This is a genomic window from Paenibacillus sp. B01 (genome assembly GCF_009649995.1).
GTDB classification, from domain to species: domain Bacteria; phylum Bacillota; class Bacilli; order Paenibacillales; family Paenibacillaceae; genus Paenibacillus_O; species Paenibacillus_O pasadenensis.
In genome coordinates, this window is sequence record NZ_CP045802.1 from 5,744,604 (window position 1) to 5,763,976 (window position 19,373).

Consider the following 19,373-nt stretch of genomic DNA (forward strand, 5'->3'; position numbering starts at 1 on the left):
CAATCGCACGCCGGGGTTGTGATGGAAATCACAAGGCCGACGCAAGGCGTGCGGCATATCAGCCGAGCCTCTCCACATATGGCTATGAAGATTGGGATTAAAGGAACAGGAAAGGCGGGTGAAAGAGTGCCAGGTCTTGATTCTATTCTCGTGTTCGTCGCCAATTCAGGCGAGGACACCGTGTCGGTCATCAGTACGGCCAGCAAGACGGAGATTGCCCGAATACCGGTCGGAAGCGCTCCCCAATACCCTGCAGCGGCCCGCATCATCAACCGGGTCTACGTCACCAATCAAGGCAGCAGCACTGTCTCGGTCATCAACGGCGAGGGCTTGTTCGTGGAGGCGACGATACCGGTCGGCGTGCAGCCGAACGGCATCGCCGTCTCGCCGGACAACTCGCTTGTCTATGTCGTGAACGAGGGCAGCTCCGACCTGTCCGTCATCAACACGGGGACGAACTCCGTCATCGCCACGATCCCCCTCCCCGGCGTCGGCACGCCGCTCAAAGTGGCGGTCGCGAGCAACGGCGAGCGCGCCTATGTGACGAGCTCCACCGGTCTGGTCACCGTCATCGACACCGTCGCGCTGGCCGCGATCGCCACGATCGACGTCGGCCCGCCGGCCGGCGCCGGCATCGTCGTCGATCCCGGCAGCAGCCTGGTCTACGCCATCAACGAAACCGGCATTGCCGTCATCGCCGCGCTTACCAACACGGTCATCGACGTCATCGCGGTCAGTCCCAATCTTCAGAACCTCGCCTTGACGCCCGACGGCTCCAAGCTGTATGCGACCGACGCGGACGGCAACGTGTTCGTCATCGTGCCCGGCAGCGGCTCCGTGCTGCCCGTCCCGACCAATCCGCTCGCCCAAGGCATCACGATCACGACGCTGCGCGAGGCTTATGTCGCCATTACGAGCACGGACAGCGTCATCGTCATCGACACGGCTACGGACCAGCTGATCGCCGAGATTCCTGTCGGCCTCGTGCCGATCGGCGTCGACCGCCTCGAAGTGTTCGGCGATACGGGCGCCGTGGAAATCTACAAGACGGACGAGAGCGGCAATCCGCTTGAAGGCGTCGGGATTACCGTCGTCAGCCTCAATCCGCCTGGCATCGAGCTTACGGGCGTAACCGACAGCTACGGCCGGGTGTTGTTCGGAGGGCTGCCGCTCGGCGAATACGAGGTGGTCGAGGTCACGCCTCCGCCCGGCTACATTCCGGAGCCGCTGCCGCTCTATTTCACGATCCAATTTTCCGGCGAGACCGTCTTCCTGCAGCTGACGAACTTCCGCAGCCTCGTCAACGTCTTCCTGCGGAAGTACGATATCGAGACGGGAGCAGGCCTCGAGGGAGCGGTGTTCCTGTTCCAGGGCCCTTCCTACGTGCAGGTCGTCACCGGTGAGAACGGAGTCGTCGCCTTCCAGCTGCTGCCCGGCAGTTACTTTGTCCAGGAAATCGCCGCTCCTCCCGGCTATGAGCCGGTCCCTCCGTTTACGATCGACATCGAGTTCGGCGAGTACATCGACATCCCGAACATCCGCTCCACCTCGCCGGCCATCCTGGTCACCAAATCGACAGGCGGCATCACGTCCGTCAATCCGGGCGATCTCGTCACCTATACGATCGAGGTCATCAACACCGGCGATACGATCCTGCACAACATCGTCGTGGATGACCCGACGCTCGGTTATGTCGAGTTCATCGACGAGCTCGGCATCGGGGAAAGCGTGCTGCTGCAAGTGCCGTTCGAGATTCCGGAGGATGCCCCCGCCGGCCCGTTCTTCAACAGGGTGACCGCGATCAGCGACGAAGCCGGCGACGACGCGGAGGCGGTCGTCGAGGTGAACGCCCTTCCCGGGATCGAGGTGATCAAGAGCGCGGATCGGGAAGTCGTCGTGGAGTTCGAAGAAGTCGTCTACACGATCAGCGTGACCAATACCGGCAACGTGCCGCTTACGAACGTATTCGTCAACGACTCGCTTATCCCCGTATCCGTGCCTCCGTTTACGCTCGGGATCGGGGAGACGAGGGAAATCACGGTGTCGATCACGGCATCGCCGCCCTATGTGCAGGATGGCCGCATCTCGAATACGGTCACGGTGAAGACCGATCAGACCGGTCCGGTCGAGGATTCCGAGACGGTGTTCGTCGTCGCCGGTCCCGAGAGCCTGAAGCTCTCCAAGTCCGTCACGCCGGAGACGGTACGGCTCGGAGAATCTGCCCTGTATGTGTTTACCGCGACCAATACGAGCCTGTTCACGCTGCGCGACATCACCATCGAGGATCCGGTGCTCGGTCTCACGATTGCTCAGGCGCAGCTTCTGCCGGGCGAGTCGTTCCGCTTTGAGTTCGTGTATGTCGCGTCCACCGTGCCGCCGGGCGGCGTGCTCGTCAATACGGCGGTGGCGACCGGCACGGCCGAGGACGGCACGCCGGTGAGAAGCAATGAAGCCGTCGCCCGCCTGACGATCGTGACGGTGCCGGAGCTGCTGTTCTCCAAGACGGCGGATCGGACCGAGGTGCTGCAGGGCAATACGGTGCTCTACACGATCCAGGTCGTGAATGTCGGCGATGTCGCGCTGACGAACGTGCGGGTCACGGACCCTGATCTCGGCTTGAACGAGACGATCCGCTCGCTTGCGCCCGGACAGACCGCCGAATTCCAGCGGACCTATACGGTGCCGCTGACCGTGCCGCCCGGCACGGTGCTCGTCAACACGGCGATCGTCCGGTCCGACGAGACCGATCCGCAGCAGGATTCGGCCGAGGTGCTCGTCCTGCCGACGTTCGACATCCGCATCGAAAAAGCAGCCGACCGCGTCACGGCGGTTCCGGGAGACGTGATCCAGTATGTCGTCGTCGTGCGCAATACGGGCGGAGCCGACTTGACCGGCATCGTCGTGCAGGATCCGCTTCTCGGCCTGCTCGAGACGCTGGACCGGCTCATCCCGGGCGAGTTCGTCTCCTTTACCGGCACCTACGTCGTGCCCGCAGGGACCGCTCCCGGCACGGTCATCGCGAACGTCGCCACGGCCTCGTCCAATGAGGCGCCGACCGAATCCGCGGACGCGGCCGTCACGGTGGAGGCCGACCCGGCGCTGGAGCTGAGCAAGGTCGCCGACGTCTCCATCGTCTCGCCCGGAGGGACGATCACCTACACCTATACGCTGACCAATACCGGCAATGTCGTGCTGACGAACATCCGCGTGCAGGACCCTCTCGTCGCGCTCGATACGGTCATCGCCGCGCTCGGACCGGCGCAGACATCGGTCTTGACCGCCGTCTATGCCGTGCCGGCCGACGCGCCGTCGGATACGGTGCTGGTGAACACGGCGGTGGCCGAGTCGGATCAGACGCCGCCCGTCATGGACTCTGCCCGGGTCGGCATCGATCCGGCCGCGACGCTCGTCGTCGTCAAGACCTCCGACCGGGCGACAGCCGCGCCGATGGAGCCGATCGTCTACACGATTACGGTGACCAACCCGTCTCCGCTGACGCTGACCAATGTGCTCATCGCCGATCCGGTGACGCAGCTTGGCGTCTCGGTGCCCGAGCTCGGACCGGGCGAGTCGGTCGTCATCCCGACGCAGCTGACCGTTCCTCCCGGCACGCCGGCAGGCACCGTCATCGCCAATACCGTCGTCGCCCAATCGGATCAGACTCCGCCTGGCGAAGACACGGCGATCGTCACCGTATCTCCGGCTCCGGCCCTGGCCGTGTTCAAGTCGTCGAGCACGCCGGCCGCGTTCCCGGGCGAGACGGTCATCTACTCGCTGACCATCAGCAACACGGGCAACGTGCCTTTGACGAATGTCGTCCTTTCCGACACGCTGATCGGCCTGAATGCCGTGCTGCCGCTGCTCGGCATCGGACAGTCGGAGACGATCCGGCAGCCGTTCCGGATTCCGGAGACGGCGCCGGCCGGCCAGGTGTTCATCAATACGGCGACCGTCACGAGCGCCGAGACGCCTCCAACGGAAAGCTCCGCTGCCGTGACGGTACGGAGCGGGTTCAGCCTCGCGGTGCTCAAGTCCGTCAGCGCCACGGCAGCCGCGCCAGGCGATACGGTCACCTACCGGATCGAGCTGCGCAACGACTCGAACGCGCCGGTGACGAACATCCGGGTCGTCGACCGCGTGCTCGGCTTCTCCCAGATCATCACGGAAATTCCGGCAGGCCGGTCGGTCGTGCTTGAGGTGGAGTACATCGTTCCCGCCGCCGCGCCGGGGGGCTCGGTCATCACCAACATCGTGACGGCCGTCAGCGACCAGACGCCTCCGGCCCAGGCTGTCGCCAGCTTCACGGTGCTGCCTCGTCCGGCGCTGATCCTCACCAAGCAGGCGGTTCCGGCCGTCGCGCGGCCGGGACAGCGAATCGCGTTCCTGATTGCCGTGCGCAATGCAGGCAACGTGCCGCTGAGCCCGGTGCGCATCGTCGACACCTTGCTCGGCATCGATACGGTCGTCAACCTGCTGCCGAGCGGCTCCCCGACGACCGTGAACGGCGCCCGGGCGATCCTCTCCGTGCCGTACCTGGTGCCGGACTCCGCTCCGACCGGCTCGGAGATCGTCAATACCGCGCGCACCTCGGCGACAGGCGTCGATCCGCAGCAGGCGTCGGCCTCCGTCCGCATCCTTCCTTCGCTGCTCGAGGTGCGCAAGAGCGCGGATCGCGCCGTTACGACGCCGGGGGACGTCGTCCTGTTCCGGATCGCGATCCGCAATTCGAGCTCGGTCGCCACGACCGGATTGACGCTGTCCGATCCGCTGCCGCAAGGGCTGAGCCTCGTCCCCGGCAGCCTCGTGATCGACGGAGCCCCGCCGGCCCGGCCTTCCCTGTCCGGACTGCCGATCGGCAATCTCGCCCCGGGGGCGGAGCGGATCGTCCAGTTCAGCGTCCGCGTCGCTTCTCCGCTGCACGCGAGAGAGCTCGTCAACGTCGCGCTCGTCGGCTACTCGTTCCGGGACGAGAGCGGCAGCCTTCTCCGAGCAAGAGCCCGCTCCAACCGGCTCGTGCTCGCCGTCCAGGAGGAAGAAGAATAAGCGCCTCTCGGCCAGCCTCGGGGCTGGAAGCAAAAAACAGGAGGGATCCCAAATGGGTCCCTCCTGTTTTATGTCTGCATGCAGGCGGCTGATGCGCCAGACGATCGGAATTCCTCCGCTCAGCCCAGCCCGGCGCTCGCCTGCGCGAGCAGCGGCGCCAGCAGCTCCGTCTCCACGGCGTCGCCTTTGCGCAGCTTGATCGTCTTGCGCTCCGGCGGGCCGTCGAAGCGCCCCTCCGGCAGTTCCAGCCCTTCGGCGTTGAAGATCGTGAAGCTGACGGCGTCCTTGGACGTCGAGATGACGGCCGCATACTTGCCGTTTTTCAAGAAATGAGGCTTCTTGTACTGGATGCGCTCCTGCACGTCCGGGATCGTATCGTGCACGAGCTGCCGCAGCTCGGCGGACCGCTCCGCTTGCCACGGCTCGTTCAGGGCTTCCAGGAATGCGGTTACTTCGGGATTCATCAAGTCATCTCTCCTCGACGTGATAGATTTAGATCGCTTCGCAAGCCGCCGCCTGCTCCAGCAGCAGCTCGCGCTCGCGGGCATTGCGGGCAAGACCGGCCGCGCGCTCGAACTCGGCGCGAGCCTCTGCGGGCCGCCCGAGGCGCTGCAGCAGCTCGCCGCGCACGCTCGGCAGCAGATGATAGCCGGCAAGCTCGCCGCGCCGCTCCAGCTCGTCGGCGATCGCCAGGCCGATCGCCGGCCCGAACGCCATCGCCACGGCGACCGCGCGGTTCAGCTCGACGACCGGAGACGGCTGGCCCTGCATCAGCGCCTCGTACAGCGCCGAAATGCGCACCCAGTCCGTCTCCGCCTCGGACGGAGCCTCGGCATGGCAGGCGGCGATGGCCGCCTGCAGCAGATACGGCCCATAGCGCCGGCCGAGCGAGCGGCCCCGCTCCAGCGCTGCCAGTCCGCGCCGCATATGCAGCCGGTCCCAGCGGGCGCGATTCTGGTCGCGCAGCCGGACGAGCCGTCCGTCCGGCGCGACCCGCTGGCGGAGCCGCGACGACTGGAGCTCGAGCAGAGCGGCGAGTCCGTGGACTTCGGGCTCGCCGGGCATGAGCTCCGCGAGCACGCGGCTCAGCCGCAGCGCCTCCCGGCAAAGCAGCGGCCGCAGCAGGTCGTCGCCGGACGTCGCCGCGTACCCTTCGTTGAACATCAGGTACAGCGCCTCGAGCACGGCGGACAGCCGCTCCTGCAGCTGCCGCCCCTCCGGCAGCTCGAACGCGACCTGCTTCGCCGCCAGCGTGCGCTTGGCGCGCACGATCCGCTGGGCGATCGCGGGCTCGGCGGCGAGGTAGGAGCGGGCGATCTGCTCCGTCGTCAGGCCGCATAGCAGCCGCAGCGTCAGCGCGACGCGGGATTCCTGAGCGAGCACGGGATGGCAGGTCAGGAAGATCAGCCGCAGCAGATCGTCGCCGACGCCCTCGCCGAGATCCGGCTCATCCTCCGCATAGAGCGGCGTATGGCCCGCCAGCTGCTCGTACTTGCGCTCCCGCAGCCGGCTGCGGCGGATGAGGTCGATGCCGCGCCGCCGCGCCGTCGTCATGAGCCAAGCGCCCGGGTTGTCGGGCAGGCCGGTTTGCGGCCATTTTTCCAGCGCCGCGACGAGCGCGTCCTGCGCCAGATCCTCGGCGATGCCGACATCCCGAGTCAGGCGGGTGAGCGCGGCGATCAGCTTGGGCGCCTCCATGCTCCACACCGCCTCGATCGTCCGGCGGACCTCGCTCATCCTCGGCGCTGCGACTCGACTTGCCGCCGCAGCTCGTTTTCGCGCTGCCGCCACTCGGCATCCGGCGTCAGCTCCTCCGGCTCGAACACCTGCCGCAGCTCGATCTGCCCCTGTCCGCCGCCATGCGGGTCCGGCATGCGCATCGCCCATTGGATCGCTTCCTCGCGCGACTTGACCTCGATCAGCGTGTAGCCGGCGATGATTTCCTTCGTCTCGGTGAACGGCCCGTCCACCACCTTCGGCTTGCCTCCGGGCTCCGGATAGCTGATGCGGATGCCGTTCGCGCTCGCCTGCAAGCCGTCCGCCGCCAGCAGCACGCCCGCTCGCGCCAGCTCCTCGTTGTAGCGCTGCATCGCTTCGATCAGCTCCGGGGCCGGCAGCACGCCGGCCTCGGAATCGGTCGTTCCTTTGACGATCATCATGAATTTCATCGTGTATCCTCCTTTGGTTAGGAGAGCCTCGGCTCCCTTCCTATCTACACGTCGATCACGGCGCGGAGGAATCGACATCGCGTCCTCTCTATTTTCGCGCCTGCCCTTTCCTATCCCTTCCAATTGCGGAGAGTCCGAGGCCATTTAGCCGAAAAAGGCGTTCAGCTCGGCCGCGATCCGTTTCGGCTGGAGCTTTTTCGTATGCCCGAGCCCTTGGGCGCTGCATAGCGCCGCCGATGGAAGCGCGGCCGCGATCGCCTCCGCTCCCCGCCGAAGGGCGGCCGGGCTTTCCGTGCCGGCGAGCACGAGCGTCTCCGTCGTCACGGCGCTCCAGTCATCCGCTCGGAGCGGCTTTCCGTCCATCCAGCCGGACATGAGCTCCGCGTCGTAGGGCAGCGTGTGCGCGACCGCGAGCAGCTTTTTCCATACGCCGGGCATCATCCGCATCATCTTCACGATGAACGCCGGAGCGCCCAGCCCCTCGGTCATGAAATAACGCACCGCCTCCGCCCGGTCGCCAGCGGCGGCGATCCTCCGCGTCTGCTCCTCGAAGTCCGCCGGCGGCCGCCGGTCCTGTTCCCCGACGATGAAGGGGGGCTCGTGGAGCGCAAGCTTCGCGATGTCCGCTCCGCCTGCAGCCGCCCGCAGGGCGATCATCGCTCCGGAGGACAGCGCCCATACGCAGGCCGGCTCCCCGGCCGCCGCCAGCACGGCCTCCAGATCCTCGACCTCGCGCTGCGGGGCGTAGACGGCCGCATCCCCGCTGTCTCCTCTTCCCCGGCGGTCATAGTAGTAGACGGTATAGCGGTCGGACAGCAGGCGGGCCAGCTCGACCTGGTCCGGGAAGCTCCGGTAGCTGAACGCTCCCGTCACGAGCACGACAGCCGGTCCCTTTCCTGTCTTTTCATAAGCGATGCGGGTTCCGTCCTTCGAAATGGCGATGTTCATGATCATTCTCCTTCATGCGGATTGGTGGCCTTTATCTACACGACGAACAGGAAGCGGACGAATCGACAGCTGCGCCGGATTTTTTTCATCCACATGTGGATAAGCTCTCCGCAAGGGGGCGATTGCGCTTTTCCACAGCTCTCCGTGGATACGCCGCCAGCTGTCCACAGTCCGGACTTCGGGCGCGCGCATGCATGCGGAAAAGCAAAAAAAGCCTTTCCCTTTCGGGAAAGACTTTAGCGCTCGAAACGTTTGCCGGGCTTATACGATGAGGAATTCCGCCTTCTCCTCGCACAAGTCACATTTTACCGGCGGGTCCCAATTCGCGAAGTGCGTCTCGTTCAGATCCACCATGTCCGGCGCATCCTCGTACTCATCCACGAACTTGTCCAATGCCAGCTCAATATGTCCCTTGCACACGCAATACATTCGATGACCTACCCCTATTCTCATTCCTGAAATGATGTCGATTACCGCCATTATACCACAAAAGCGGGGCCGGCATCCCGCCGGCGACCCGCTTTCTCCTACTCTTCCTCTTCGCTCTTGTCCTGTAGCTTGAACGTCACCGCATCCGGCTTGCCGTCGCGATAGAACGTCACCTTGATCTTGTCGCCGATGCGCTTTTTGCCGTACAGGTACTTGCGCAGCTCCATCGTGCTGCCGATCGGCTGATCGTCCAGCTTGGTGATGACGTCGTTGAACTGCAGGCCGGCCTCGCTGGCCGGTCCGACCGACTCCAGCACGATGACGCCCGAGGTGACCTCCGGCGGCAGCTTCGGACCGCCGGGCGAGGTCGGCGTCTGCGCCGCGGCATCGCCGTCCTCCGCGTCCGGCACGCCGCCGCCGAGCCCCTGCTGGGCGTAATAGGACGCCAGGTCGAGCGTGTACACGCCGAGATAAGGGCGAGGAACCGCGCCGGTCTTCATCAGCTGATCGACGATCGGCATGACGTTGTTGACCGGAATGGCGAAGCCGACCCCTTCGACGCCGATGTCGGAGATCTTCATGCTGTTGATGCCGATTACCCGGCCCTGCATGTCGATCAGCGGCCCGCCGCTGTTGCCCTGGTTGATCGAGGCGTCGGTCTGGATGACCTCCTGCTCCCAGTCGTAGTTGCCGTCCTGGCTGAGCGACACCGGGATGATCTGCTTCGTCTTGCTGACGATGCCCATCGACAGCGAGTCGCCGAGGCCGAGCGGATTGCCGATCGCCATGACCATCTCGCCGGACTGCAGCTTGGCGGAGTCGCCCATCTCGGCGATCGTCTCGATGCCTTCGCCGTCGATCTCCAGCACGGCCAGATCGGTGATGTAGTCGCCGCCGACCAGCTTGGCCGGACGCGTCTCGCCGTCGATCAGGACGACCTTGAGCCCGGCCGCGCCGTCAATGACATGGTTGTTGGTGATCAGATACGCCTTGCCGTCCTTCTTGGCGAAGATGACTCCGCTCCCGACGCTGGCCGGGTGCAGCTCGGCGTCCTGCGGCGCGTCCTCGCCGTCCTGCGGCTGCGGCTGGAACGCCGCCTGCTCGTTGACGACGCTCACGACCGCCGGACGCACCTTGGACGAGGCGGCGACGGTCTGCTGGATCGCATCGCCGGGGGCGACGAGTCCGCTCGCCGCCGGCGTCCCCGCCGTCTCGACCGCGGCCTCCGGGCTGCCGCCGCCAAGGGCGAGCGCCAGCGCAAGCACGATCGCGGCTCCCGAGGCCCCGGACAAGAGGGCGAGCCGGCCGGCTCCCCAGTCCTTGCGGCTGCGCAAGGGGAATCCGGACATCTGCTTGCGGCTGGTCTTGCTGGCGCGCCGGGAGATCTTTGTCGAATAGAACTCATCCTCGAACAAACCCATGATACCCGCTCCTCCCGTGGTTTGCGCACGCGTTCGATTGCTCTATTTTCTAAGCATACGTGGCTGCTTCTGGTTCGACTACAGGATGTTTTTTCTCTTCTTGGAATGATTTCGGAAGATGCGTCTAGAATAATGATAGGGCGAGCCTAGGCTCCCCTTTTAGACGGAGGCGAAAGCTCAAATGTTGCAGCGTGACGCCGATAAATCCACTATGTAGCGCTGCCTGCCCGCTCATCCAGCCGATACCGGGAAAGGAAGAAAGCCGATGGATATAAAGCTCATTACCACTCCGGACGCCGCTCCAAGCGCCTGGAACCAGGTCGCGGTCATGGGCAAGCTCGGAGATCTGAGCGATACGCAGTACCGGACGCTGCTGGCGCTCAGCGCCATGCTGGAGCTGCTCGTCGACAAGGGCATCCTCACCCGCGAGGAGCTTGAGCAGAAGTCCGCTCAGCTCGAGGCCGGCGACAGCGAGCCGCTCAGAGCGCTTTCCGCTTTATTTGATCCCATGGAGTAGGCTCGTACGGATGCGTGTCCCGCAGCGGATGCTCGTCCTTGCGGAAAAAGTGCCCGCGGTCCTCCAGCACGCCGTTCACCGTCAGCCTCGCCAGATCCATCAGATTATGGTTGAGGCTCAGATGCGCGAGGTAGACCCGCCTCGTGCGGTCGGTCATCAGCTCGCACAGCGCCTCGCCGGCCGCCTCGTTGGACAGATGGCCGATGTCGCTGAGGATGCGGCGCTTGATGTTCCACGGGTAGCGGCCCATGCGCAGCATCTCGGGGTCGTGGTTGGACTCCAGCACGAGCACGTCGGAGTCGATGATGCTGCGCCGCACCAGATCGCTGACATACCCGAGGTCCGTCGCGAGGCTCAGCTTGTAGCCGTCGTCCGTGAACGTATAGCCGACCGGCTCCGCCGCGTCATGCGAGATCGGGTACGAGCGGACCGTCATGCTGCCGAACCGCATCTCCTCGCCCGTGCCCATCACGATCCGCCGCTCGGGCGGCACGTGGGAGGCATGGCGTTCCAGGGCTGCCCATGTCGCCTCATTGGCGTACACGGGCAGCTCGTATTTGCGCGCGAGGGCGCCCAGTCCCTTGATATGATCGGAATGCTCATGCGTGATGAGCACGGCGTCGATGTCATGGCCGGCGATGCCCCGGCTGCCCATCAGCTCTTCGAGCTTCTTGAGGCTGTGCCCGGCATCGACGAGCACCGTCTTGTCCCCGCTCTGCACGACCGTCGCATTGCCGGTCGAGCCGCTGGCCAGCACGGTAAATCGGAATTCCATTCTCCTTGCCTTCCCTTCCATGGCCCGCAAGGCCATCCAAGCCCTTAAAGTCCCATTGTACCATTGTCCGTCCGGCGTCTCTACAGTCTGCTGGAAATTTCGCTAGAAAAAAGGAGCCGTCCCGACCGGTCCGACTCGCGGACCAGGGGACGGCCGTTTTGTTTTGAGGATAGCAGCCAAAACCGCCATTGGAAGCGGAAAGAGGCTCCGTCACTGGGGCGGTTCTCGCTCCGCGCACCGGCGGCTCCCTCTCCGCTGCGAGCCTCGCTCCGCCTGCCGGCGGCGGTTCCGCTAGCCTCCCGATGCCGGCGAAGGCTCCGGCTTGTCGATCAGCACTTCCCCGCTGGACGCCTGCAGATAGATCGAGCTGCCGTCCTCCATCAGGATGCGCCAGGACGGCGTCGACACCTGCGTCTCCGAATCGAACCGCTGGCCTTCCTTGTAGCCGAGCCGGATCTCCTTGATCGCGGCTCCGTCCGGCATGTACTTCTCGACGACCTCCGGGCGGATCGCCCGCGAGGCCGGCAGCACCGGCTGCGGCCGCTGGCCCTCGTCCGCCGGCAGCAGCTCGATTCGGTCCTGGCGGTAGCCGGTGATGCGCTGGTCGCTATAGTACAGCTCCAGCCTCACGTTGAACATCGGCCGGCCAGCCTCCATTCGGTACAGCACGAACTTGCGGTCGTCGAGGCCGAGCGTGTCCAGCTCATACCGGTCCAGCTCCGGGATGACTCCTCCCAGCGCCTTGAGCAGCTCCTCCCGCTGGAAGACGACGCGGCTGTCCACCGGCGTCTCGAGCGGCGTGATGCCTTCCGGCTCCGCGACGCCGCCGTCCGGCTGCTCCGCGCCTGCGCCGCTTTCCGCAGCGCCAGCCTTCGACCCTGCGCCAGCCGATTCGGCGTCAAACGCCGGCGCTCCCGCCCGTCCGACGTACCGGTACGTCAGGTCATGCAGCTCCGGCGTCTCCTTCGGGATGACGCCGGAGAACGCGACGCGCTTCGCCTTCAGCGCCGCCAGCGTCTCCGGCGACAGCTCGGCCGAGTTGCTTCTCGGCTGCACGCGCTCCCGCACATCGCCCCACAGCTGATAGCCGAGCAGCAGGTTGAGCAGCAGAAACGCCAGGATCAATACGCTCTTCGCTCTACCCCAATCCACGGGCCGCTCCTCCTTCCTCTACGCGCGCCGCTCCGTCGCCTTGCGGCGGCGATGGAGTCGGCGCCGCGCCGGCTTCGCCGCCGTTCTTGGCTCCGCCGAGCGCCGACAGATTCTCGCGCGGCAAGGCGGAGCCGTCGAAGCCTTCCTCCAGCGGCCCGGCCAGCGCCTCCTCCGTGCCGTCCGTCAGACGCACCGCCCACACCGGCAGGAAGCGCAGCTGGCCGTCCTCGGCCTGCTCCGCCTTGACCGCCGGATAGAGCGCCTCGATTTCGGAGCGCCTCGAGTAGGCCGCGAGCGACTGGTCGAGACGCTGCCCTCCCGGCAGCCAGCGGGCCGACTTCTGCGCGGGCGACGGGTTGAGCGTGATGAGCGAGCGCTCATAGGTCGTTACGGAGCCTTGCTGCACCGTCAGCCGGATGAAGCCGAACCGGAAGTCCGCCGAAGGGACGACCGGCAGGACGCGATTTTCGCCGAAGCGGAAATACTGCCGGAACAGCAGCGCATGCTGCTCCTCGGCCGTTCCCTGGCCCGGCCGGGGCGTCTGCCCCGCCGATCCGCCCGCCGCCGCGTCCGCGCCGCCCAGCGAGACGAGCTGATGCAAGCCGTCCCAGCCGCCATGCTGGTTCACGAACTGCATGGCGCTGCTCATGCTGCCGGCCGGGTTGCTGCGCGCTTGCCCGCTGCCGCTCAGCGGCGCGGCCGGATCGGTGTAGCTGATCCATTGGCCGTTCTGCTCGACCTGGAGCGCCCTTTTGCCGTCCGTGTACACCTGGGAGCCGTCCCGGTCCTTGATCATGCGCGTCGTGCCGGGATCGATGAACAGGTTGCGCTGCAGCAGATCGGCCGAGTACGACTGATAGCCGATCCGCGCTTGCGCCGCCTCCACCGGCTGCCGGGGCACGTACAGCCCGTAGGCGTCCGGCTCGTACGGCGTCCAGTATTCGCCGAGGCCGACGTCGTCCTCGACGTCCCGCACGGTCAAGTCGGCCTGAGTCGCCTCGTAGACGACGCCGCCGCCCGCGCTGAAGAAGAAGGTCCGCACCTCCTCCGTGCTGCTGCTGCGGAAGATCCAGATGCGGTCGACCGTATCGCCGAGGAAGCTCTCGTCGCTGCTGTCGAGTTGCAGCATCCGCGACAGCAGCGTCACCGGCAAGCCGCTGCCGAGCCGCAGCTCGAGGCCGAGGTTGTTGTCGCGGATCTCGCTCCAGCGCACGACCGTATCGGCCATCCGCTGGAAGCCGCGGAACTCCCGTCCCTTGAGCTTGCTCATGATGAGGTTGTAGAACGGCAGGTCGCCGGGATTGAGCACCGTGTGGCTGCCGTTGCCGAAGTGCAGGACGAGCTGCTCGGGGAACAGCGTCTCCTCCGTCTTGCTCGCCTGCCCCATCTGCTCGGTGCTGACGTAGTTTTGCGCGGTGCGCACGGCCGCGCCCGGCGTGCTGTAGGCGAGCATGTAGCTCTGCACGAGGCTGAGGGCGACGAGGGCTGCGAGCGCGATCGTCTTGAGCCTTTCCTTCATGTCGGCTGCTCCCCCTTCTGCTGCGGCTGCGGCAGGATGAACGTCACCGTCGTGCCTACATCCAGCTCGGACTCCAGCGTAATCGTGCCTCCGTGCGCCTTGATCATTTCCCGGGCAATCGAAAGCCCGAGGCCGGTGCCGCCCATCTCTCGCGAGCGGGCCTTGTCGACCCGATAGAAACGGTCGAAGATGCGGGCAAGGTCGCGCTTCGGAATGCCGATGCCGGAGTCCTTGACGCTGACGGCCAGCGCCCCGCTTTCCTGCAGGCCGGCCGACAGCTCGATGCGGCCGCCCTCGAGCGTGTACTTGATCGCGTTGGACATCAGATTGTCCAGCACCTGATCGATTTGATCCCGGTCGAGCACGGCCTTGCCGACGCGCCGGTCGACCTGGACGACGGCGCGGATGCCTTTTTTGCGCATCTGCACCGAGAACCGGTCCGCCACCTCGTCGAGCATCTCGGCGATGTCGGTATCGCGGCGGCGCAGCGTCGACTGCTGGGAGTCGAGCCGCGAAAGATGCAGCAGGTCGGTGACGAGCCGGATCATCCGCTCGGTCTCGTTGCGGATGACGCCGACGAAGCGGTCCGCCAGCTGCGGCTCCGCGAGCGCTCCGTCGCCGAGCGCCTCGGCATAGCTGCGGATCGTCGTCAGCGGCGTGCGCAGCTCATGCGAGACGTTGGCCACGAACTCGCGCCGCGACTGGTCCAGCTTCTCCTGCTCGGTGATGTCCTGCAGCAGCGCGATCGTGCCGGTGATGCCGCGGTCGCGGCGGTGGATCGGGCTGAGCGTGACGCGCAGCACCCAGCGCTCCTCGCCGTCCGGCGACTCCTTGACGAGCACGGCGGCGAGGCCGCGCGAGGCGCGCAGCGCCTCGAGCCGCTCCTGCGGCAGCTCCAGCACGTCGGTCAGCGGGCTGCCCTCGCACTGGTCGACGCCGAGCAGCTCCAGCGCGCGGCGGTTGGACACCATCACCGTGCCGCGCTCGTCAGCCGCGATGACGCCGTCGCTCATGTTGGAGAGGACCGACTGCAGCTTCTCGTTCTCCTCCTCGTTGACCGACAGCGCCTCCCGCAGCCGCTGCGTCATCTCGTTGAACGCCTCGCTCAGCCGTCCGATCTCGTCGTCCGCGAGCACCGGCACCTGCTGGTCGAAGCGTCCCTCGGCGACCGCCTCCGCCTGACGGGTCAGCCCCTTGATCGGGCTCGTGATCGTATGCGCCAGCACGATGCCGAGCACGCCGGTCAAGCCGAGCGCGATCAGCGTGCCGGAGACGAAGATCTGGTTGACCCGGTCGACCGTGGCGTTGACCTCGGTCATGCCGGCGACGATGTAGACCGCTCCGATGACGCGGTTGTCCGGCGATTGGATCGGCTGGGTGATGATCTTCTTGCGCACGTTGTCCTCGTCGAGGATGTCCTGCTCGTTGTCCGGGATGCCCTGCAGCGCCTGGCTCACCATGAGCGACGTGTTCTTCTTGCCGATGTAGGCACTGTACGCGTCCGACGTCGCCAGCACGCGCCCGCTCGAGTCGAGCACCTGCAGCTCCGCGCCGGTGCGGCTGAACAGGCTGTTCACGTAGTCGGACAGCGAGATCGCGCCTTCCTCGGCTTCGCCTCCGGCGAGCGAGCCCTCGGACAGCTTGTCCGCGGCGAGCACCGCGAGCGCGCGCGCCTGGTCGTTGAGGCTGTTCGTGAACGTGTCGGTGAGCGAGCTTTTGACCGTGCTGACAAAATAGACCGCGATCAGCTGGATCGAAATCAGGATGAGCAGCATGTAGATCGCGATCAGCTTGACTTGGATCGTACTGAACCAGCGCCTGCCCTTCATCCGCCGCCCAGTCCTCCCTGCTTCGGATTGCGCATCAGATAGCCGAGGCCGCGCCTCGTCAGGATGTACTCCGGTCGGCTCGGGTCGTCCTCGATCTTCTCCCGCAGCCGGCGGATCGTCACGTCGACCGTGCGCACGTCGCCGAAGTACTCGAAGCCCCATACCGCCTGCAGCAGATGCTCGCGGGTCATCACCTTGCCGCTGTGGCGGGCGAGGTAGTAGACGAGCTCATACTCGCGGTGCGTCAGGTCGAGCGGCTGCTCGTCCTTGTAGACGACGTACATGTCCGTATCGATGAACAGGTTGAACAGCTTCAGCCCCTGCTTGTCCGGCTCCGCCTCGGCCGCGCCTTGCGCCGCGCCGGCGGCCAGCGCCTCGCGCGTCTTCTGCGTGCGGCGCAGATGCGCCTTCACGCGCGCCAGCAGCTCCCGCGTGCCGAACGGCTTCGTCACGTAATCGTCGGCGCCAAGCTCCAGGCCGAGCACCTTGTCGATCTCCGTGTCCTTGGCCGTAAGCATGATGATCGGCGTCTGCAGCCGGGTCCGCACCTCGCGGCAGACGTCCATGCCGTCCTTGACCGGCAGCATGAGGTCGAGCAGGATCAGGTCCGGCTCCTCCTCGAAGGCCGCCCTCACCGCTTCTCCGCCGTCGAAGGCGCAGATGACCTCATAGCCTTCCTTCTCCAGGTTGAACTTCAATATGTCCGCTATCGGCCGCTCGTCGTCGACCACGAGAATTTTGCCCTGCATCGTTGCCGTCCGCTCCCTTCCTCGCTGCAGCCCCTGCCCCCTGCCTGCGGAGCGCCGCCTTCTTTCTCCTTAGTTTACCACAGCCGGCAGGCGCTCCGCTTCGGGTCCGGCCCTTCGAGGCCCCGAGCATCAAAAAAGCGCGGCCTCGGAAGGCCGCGCTCGCGGATTAGGAAGAGATGATTGCCGATTAGAGGTATTTCAATGGATTCTGCAAAGAGCCGTTCTTATAGATCTCGAAGTGCAGATGCGTGCCGGTCGAACGTCCCGTATTGCCCATGACGCCGAGCTTCTCGCCGCGCTCGAGCGTATCGCCGACGCCGACCGAGATGCTTCGCAGATGGCCGTACAGCGTCTTGTAGCCGTTGCGGTGGTTGACGATGACGACGTTGCCGTAGCCGCTCTTCGTGCCGGCGAATTCGACGACGCCCTCGTCGGCCGCCTTGATCGTGCTCGAGCCGACCAGGTCGATGCCCTTGTGCAGCCGGCCCCAGCGGGTGCCGTACGTGCTCGTGATGCGGGCGCCGGAGACCGGGTAGCTGAACGTGCCGCTGCCCTCGCCGACGACCTTCGTGCCGCGCACGATGATCTTCGGCACCGACTTCGCGAGGACGTCGATGCTGACGAGCTCCTCGCTCATCTTGTAGCCGTTCTGCTTGACGACGGCGTAGGTGAGCCGCTTCGAGCCCGCCTGGCCTTCCTGGATCACCTTGGACTCGCCCTTCTTGAGCGTCGCCTTGTTCTGGATGATGACCTGCGGCTCGGTCGTGATGATCTCCGACTGGCTCTCCGTCGTGACGACGTTGATCGCCGGCTTCTGCACGGTCAGGTCGATGACGTCGCCCGCCTTGATGAGGTCGTCCTGGATCGACGGGTTGTTCTTATAGATGACCTCGGGCGAAATGTCGAATTTCGCGGCGATGCAGCCGACGCAGTCGCCGGGCTGCACCGTGTACTTGGTCGCGGTCTCCGTGCCGCCGCTCAGCAGGCGCAGCAGCTGGTCCTGGCCGAGCACCTCGGACGGATCGAGCTCGGTCGGCTCGACCTTGACCTCCTCGGCGAACTTGACGCCGCTGATGCGGTTCACCGGAGCGGCCGCCGCCTTGGTCGCGGTGGACAGCGTCGTCACCTGCGGCTGCGCGCTCTTCATGCGGGACGGCGGAGCATACTTGTCCTGCAGCTGCTTGAGCACCGCCTGGGCGGTCGCCTCGTTTTTCACGACGCCGATGACCTTGCCGCCGACGATCACCTCCGTGCCGACCGCGGTCGACGTGAAGGAGGAGGCCAGCTTGTCCAGCGCCGCCTGCGTCTGCGGCTCGCCCTTGTACTCCCGCACCTCCTCGTAGGAAATGACGCCGGTATGAAGCTTCATCTCCAGATTCGGGTACGACTGCTTGAGCTTGGCCGTCTCGCTCTCGACGAGCTCGTCGACCTGAGCCGGATCCTCGACGGTGCCGACGGCTTGTCCGTCGAGCAGCACCTTATAGTAACTGTACGTGTGGGCGTTGATATATTGCTTCGTTCCGATCGTCGCTGCGACAGCGAGGACTGCGATCGCGACCGCGGCGATCAGGAGGATTCGGATCCAGCGCCTTTGCGAGGGCGGGTCCGGAAAAGATGGATTCGAGGGGTGCTCGTTCGGCTTAAAAGCAATCATCTTCAAGGTGTGCTCCTTCTGTCGTATGCTCGCTTGCTTCGGCTTCGTTCCCCGTGCTTTTCGCCTCCGGCAGCCGCCGTCGGCAAAAAACGACGAATCCTCCCCTGAGGAAGAATTCGTTTCTTACTTTACCATAGCCCGTTTTGCCCGTTCAACCGCTTCTCGGCCACAGCGGATTAAACTTTTTTCAGAATTGATCGACAGGATGCGACAGGCGCTGATTTCTAGACGATCGAGCTGGGAGGCAGGCTTTGCGGCAATCGGTTATGGAACCCTTGCCTGCGAATCCGCTTCCATAATTGGGGGATGCTTTGCATGAGCTTGGCGCAGCCTGGGGTCGGGCTTCAGCAGGGGAAGCGGTCAAGCCGAAAACGCCTCCGAAACGGAGGCGTTCGACTTTAGCAATACCGAGTATTCCAAAGGATTACTTATCCTTTCGCCTACATGTTCTGCGGCTGCGTTTTCCAGGAAGGAAGGGCATCCGGCTCGCTCCGGCTGCCTGGGGATGGCGCCGGACTCGTCCCGGATGCCGCCGGATCGGTCTCTTCCGCTCCCGGACCGGGAACGGGAGAGGACGACGGCTGCGGGCCCACCGAAGAGGGTCCCGTCGCTCCCGGCTCCGCTTGCCCGGACGGCCAGCCGTCGTCCAGGCCGCCGGCGCCGGAAAGCCCGTCGGCTCCGCCGGTGCCGGAGGAGCCGCCTCCGCTTTCTGGCCAGCCGGACGAAGACGGCCCGCTGACGTCCGGAGCTTCCGACCCTTCCGGCTGCCAGGCCGGCTCCTGCGCTCCCCCGTCGGTCGCCGACGGATCGGCCGGAATTCCGCCAGCCGCCGGATCTCCATCGCCGCTGCCGCCTTGTGGCGCAGGTGTCGCCTCGAAGGCCGGAGACGGCGACGGCTCCGGCGACGGCTCCGGTGCGCCTGTCGGCGCAAAGGCCGGCTTGGCCGCCGAATCGGCTCCCCACAACGCCCCCCATACCCCGCTCATCGACATCGGCTGCATTTGCAGCGGGATGTGGAACTGCTTCAGCAGCACCTCCACGTAGCTGGTCACGATATACCCGGTCGTCCAGATCGACAGCACGCTTACGAGCAGCGCGCCCGCCGCCAGCTTTCCGAGCCAGGCGGCCGTCTTTTTCATGTTCATGGAATGAGTCCTCCTCCCTCGCTC

Annotated in this window: 15 protein-coding genes; 2 read left to right on the forward strand and 13 right to left on the reverse strand. The window is 65.6% G+C overall.

What is annotated here, in order from left to right:
* Positions 1-126 precede the first annotated feature (126 nt).
* The gene (locus GE073_RS24520; RefSeq protein WP_194843486.1) at positions 127-5,043 is read left to right on the forward strand and encodes a DUF7507 domain-containing protein; all 4,917 of its coding nucleotides are present in this window, start codon (positions 127-129) and stop codon (positions 5,041-5,043) included.
* Positions 5,044-5,162: 119 nt separating this feature from the next.
* Here the strand turns inward: GE073_RS24520 and GE073_RS24525 are convergent, their stop codons facing one another.
* From GE073_RS24525 to GE073_RS24550, 6 genes are all read right to left on the reverse strand, one after another.
* Positions 5,163-5,507, reverse strand: coding sequence for a DUF1801 domain-containing protein (locus GE073_RS24525; RefSeq protein ID WP_028598039.1), 345 nt, complete (start codon positions 5,505-5,507; stop codon positions 5,163-5,165).
* 28 nt (positions 5,508-5,535) lie between these two features.
* Positions 5,536-6,780 carry an RNA polymerase sigma factor gene (locus GE073_RS24530; RefSeq protein ID WP_028598038.1) on the reverse strand — a complete coding sequence of 415 codons (1,245 nt, stop codon included), beginning with the start codon at positions 6,778-6,780 and terminating at the stop codon, positions 5,536-5,538.
* Positions 6,777-7,211, reverse strand: a complete 435-nt coding sequence (locus GE073_RS24535) for a YciI family protein (protein ID WP_028598037.1) — start codon at positions 7,209-7,211, stop codon at positions 6,777-6,779. The genes GE073_RS24530 and GE073_RS24535 overlap by 4 nt, the downstream gene beginning before the upstream one ends.
* Before the next feature lie 144 nt (positions 7,212-7,355).
* Positions 7,356-8,159 carry an alpha/beta fold hydrolase gene (locus tag GE073_RS24540; RefSeq protein ID WP_153784595.1) on the reverse strand — a complete coding sequence of 268 codons (804 nt, stop codon included), beginning with the start codon at positions 8,157-8,159 and terminating at the stop codon, positions 7,356-7,358.
* 261 nt (positions 8,160-8,420) lie between these two features.
* Entirely contained in the window at positions 8,421-8,588 is a 168-nt protein-coding gene (locus GE073_RS24545; protein ID WP_084136798.1) for a CxxH/CxxC protein, read from the reverse strand.
* Positions 8,589-8,686: 98 nt separating this feature from the next.
* Complete coding sequence (locus GE073_RS24550; RefSeq protein WP_028598035.1) at positions 8,687-10,009, reverse strand: S1C family serine protease; 1,323 nt, start codon at positions 10,007-10,009, stop codon at positions 8,687-8,689.
* A gap of 265 nt (positions 10,010-10,274) precedes the next feature.
* Between GE073_RS24550 and GE073_RS24555 the strand changes: the two genes are divergently transcribed.
* Positions 10,275-10,526 carry a hypothetical protein gene (locus tag GE073_RS24555; RefSeq protein ID WP_052333049.1) on the forward strand — a complete coding sequence of 84 codons (252 nt, stop codon included), beginning with the start codon at positions 10,275-10,277 and terminating at the stop codon, positions 10,524-10,526.
* On the opposite strand, the gene GE073_RS24560 is transcribed toward GE073_RS24555, so the two are convergent.
* The 7 genes from GE073_RS24560 to GE073_RS24590 form a co-directional block, all read right to left on the reverse strand.
* Positions 10,489-11,301 (reverse strand): MBL fold metallo-hydrolase, encoded by an 813-nt coding sequence (locus GE073_RS24560; RefSeq protein ID WP_153784596.1) that lies wholly within the window; start codon positions 11,299-11,301, stop codon positions 10,489-10,491. The two genes, GE073_RS24555 and GE073_RS24560, sit on opposite strands and share 38 nt — an antisense overlap.
* Positions 11,302-11,592: 291 nt before the next feature.
* Complete coding sequence (gene yycI / locus GE073_RS24565) at positions 11,593-12,453, reverse strand: two-component system regulatory protein YycI (protein WP_153784597.1); 861 nt, start codon at positions 12,451-12,453, stop codon at positions 11,593-11,595.
* Positions 12,440-13,972, reverse strand: coding sequence for a YycH family regulatory protein (locus GE073_RS24570; protein WP_052333047.1), 1,533 nt, complete (start codon positions 13,970-13,972; stop codon positions 12,440-12,442). The genes yycI and GE073_RS24570 overlap by 14 nt, the downstream gene beginning before the upstream one ends.
* Entirely contained in the window at positions 13,969-15,801 is a 1,833-nt protein-coding gene (gene walK, locus GE073_RS24575; RefSeq protein WP_153784598.1) for a cell wall metabolism sensor histidine kinase WalK, read from the reverse strand. The genes GE073_RS24570 and walK overlap by 4 nt, the downstream gene beginning before the upstream one ends.
* Positions 15,798-16,550: a response regulator YycF gene (yycF, locus tag GE073_RS24580; protein WP_028598030.1), complete on the reverse strand. Its 753-nt coding sequence runs from the start codon at positions 16,548-16,550 to the stop codon at positions 15,798-15,800. Before yycF ends, walK begins: the two co-directional genes overlap by 4 nt.
* Positions 16,551-16,737: 187 nt before the next feature.
* Positions 16,738-18,204, reverse strand: coding sequence for a M23 family metallopeptidase (locus tag GE073_RS24585; protein WP_153784599.1), 1,467 nt, complete (start codon positions 18,202-18,204; stop codon positions 16,738-16,740).
* Between the two features lie 440 nt (positions 18,205-18,644).
* On the reverse strand, positions 18,645-19,349 hold the full coding sequence (locus GE073_RS24590) for a hypothetical protein (RefSeq protein WP_153784600.1): 705 nt from the start codon (positions 19,347-19,349) through the stop codon (positions 18,645-18,647).
* Positions 19,350-19,373: the final 24 nt, after the last annotated feature.

Excerpts from the sequence above, each read along its gene's own strand:
- GE073_RS24540 (WP_153784595.1), bottom strand. The coding sequence starts at position 8,159 with ATGAACATCGCCATTTCGAAGGACGGAACCCGCATCGCTTATGAAAAG.
- GE073_RS24530 (WP_028598038.1), bottom strand. The coding sequence starts at position 6,780 with ATGAGCGAGGTCCGCCGGACGATCGAGGCGGTGTGGAGCATGGAGGCG.
- yycF (WP_028598030.1), bottom strand. The coding sequence starts at position 16,550 with ATGCAGGGCAAAATTCTCGTGGTCGACGACGAGCGGCCGATAGCGGAC.
- GE073_RS24550 (WP_028598035.1), bottom strand. The coding sequence starts at position 10,009 with ATGGGTTTGTTCGAGGATGAGTTCTATTCGACAAAGATCTCCCGGCGC.
- GE073_RS24545 (WP_084136798.1), bottom strand. The coding sequence starts at position 8,588 with ATGTATTGCGTGTGCAAGGGACATATTGAGCTGGCATTGGACAAGTTC.
- GE073_RS24525 (WP_028598039.1), bottom strand. The coding sequence starts at position 5,507 with ATGAATCCCGAAGTAACCGCATTCCTGGAAGCCCTGAACGAGCCGTGG.
- GE073_RS24590 (WP_153784600.1), bottom strand. The coding sequence starts at position 19,349 with ATGAACATGAAAAAGACGGCCGCCTGGCTCGGAAAGCTGGCGGCGGGC.
- walK (WP_153784598.1), bottom strand. The coding sequence starts at position 15,801 with ATGAAGGGCAGGCGCTGGTTCAGTACGATCCAAGTCAAGCTGATCGCG.
- GE073_RS24570 (WP_052333047.1), bottom strand. The coding sequence starts at position 13,972 with ATGAAGGAAAGGCTCAAGACGATCGCGCTCGCAGCCCTCGTCGCCCTC.
- GE073_RS24555 (WP_052333049.1), top strand. The coding sequence starts at position 10,275 with ATGGATATAAAGCTCATTACCACTCCGGACGCCGCTCCAAGCGCCTGG.
- GE073_RS24560 (WP_153784596.1), bottom strand. The coding sequence starts at position 11,301 with ATGGAATTCCGATTTACCGTGCTGGCCAGCGGCTCGACCGGCAATGCG.
- GE073_RS24535 (WP_028598037.1), bottom strand. The coding sequence starts at position 7,211 with ATGAAATTCATGATGATCGTCAAAGGAACGACCGATTCCGAGGCCGGC.
- GE073_RS24585 (WP_153784599.1), bottom strand. The coding sequence starts at position 18,204 with ATGATTGCTTTTAAGCCGAACGAGCACCCCTCGAATCCATCTTTTCCG.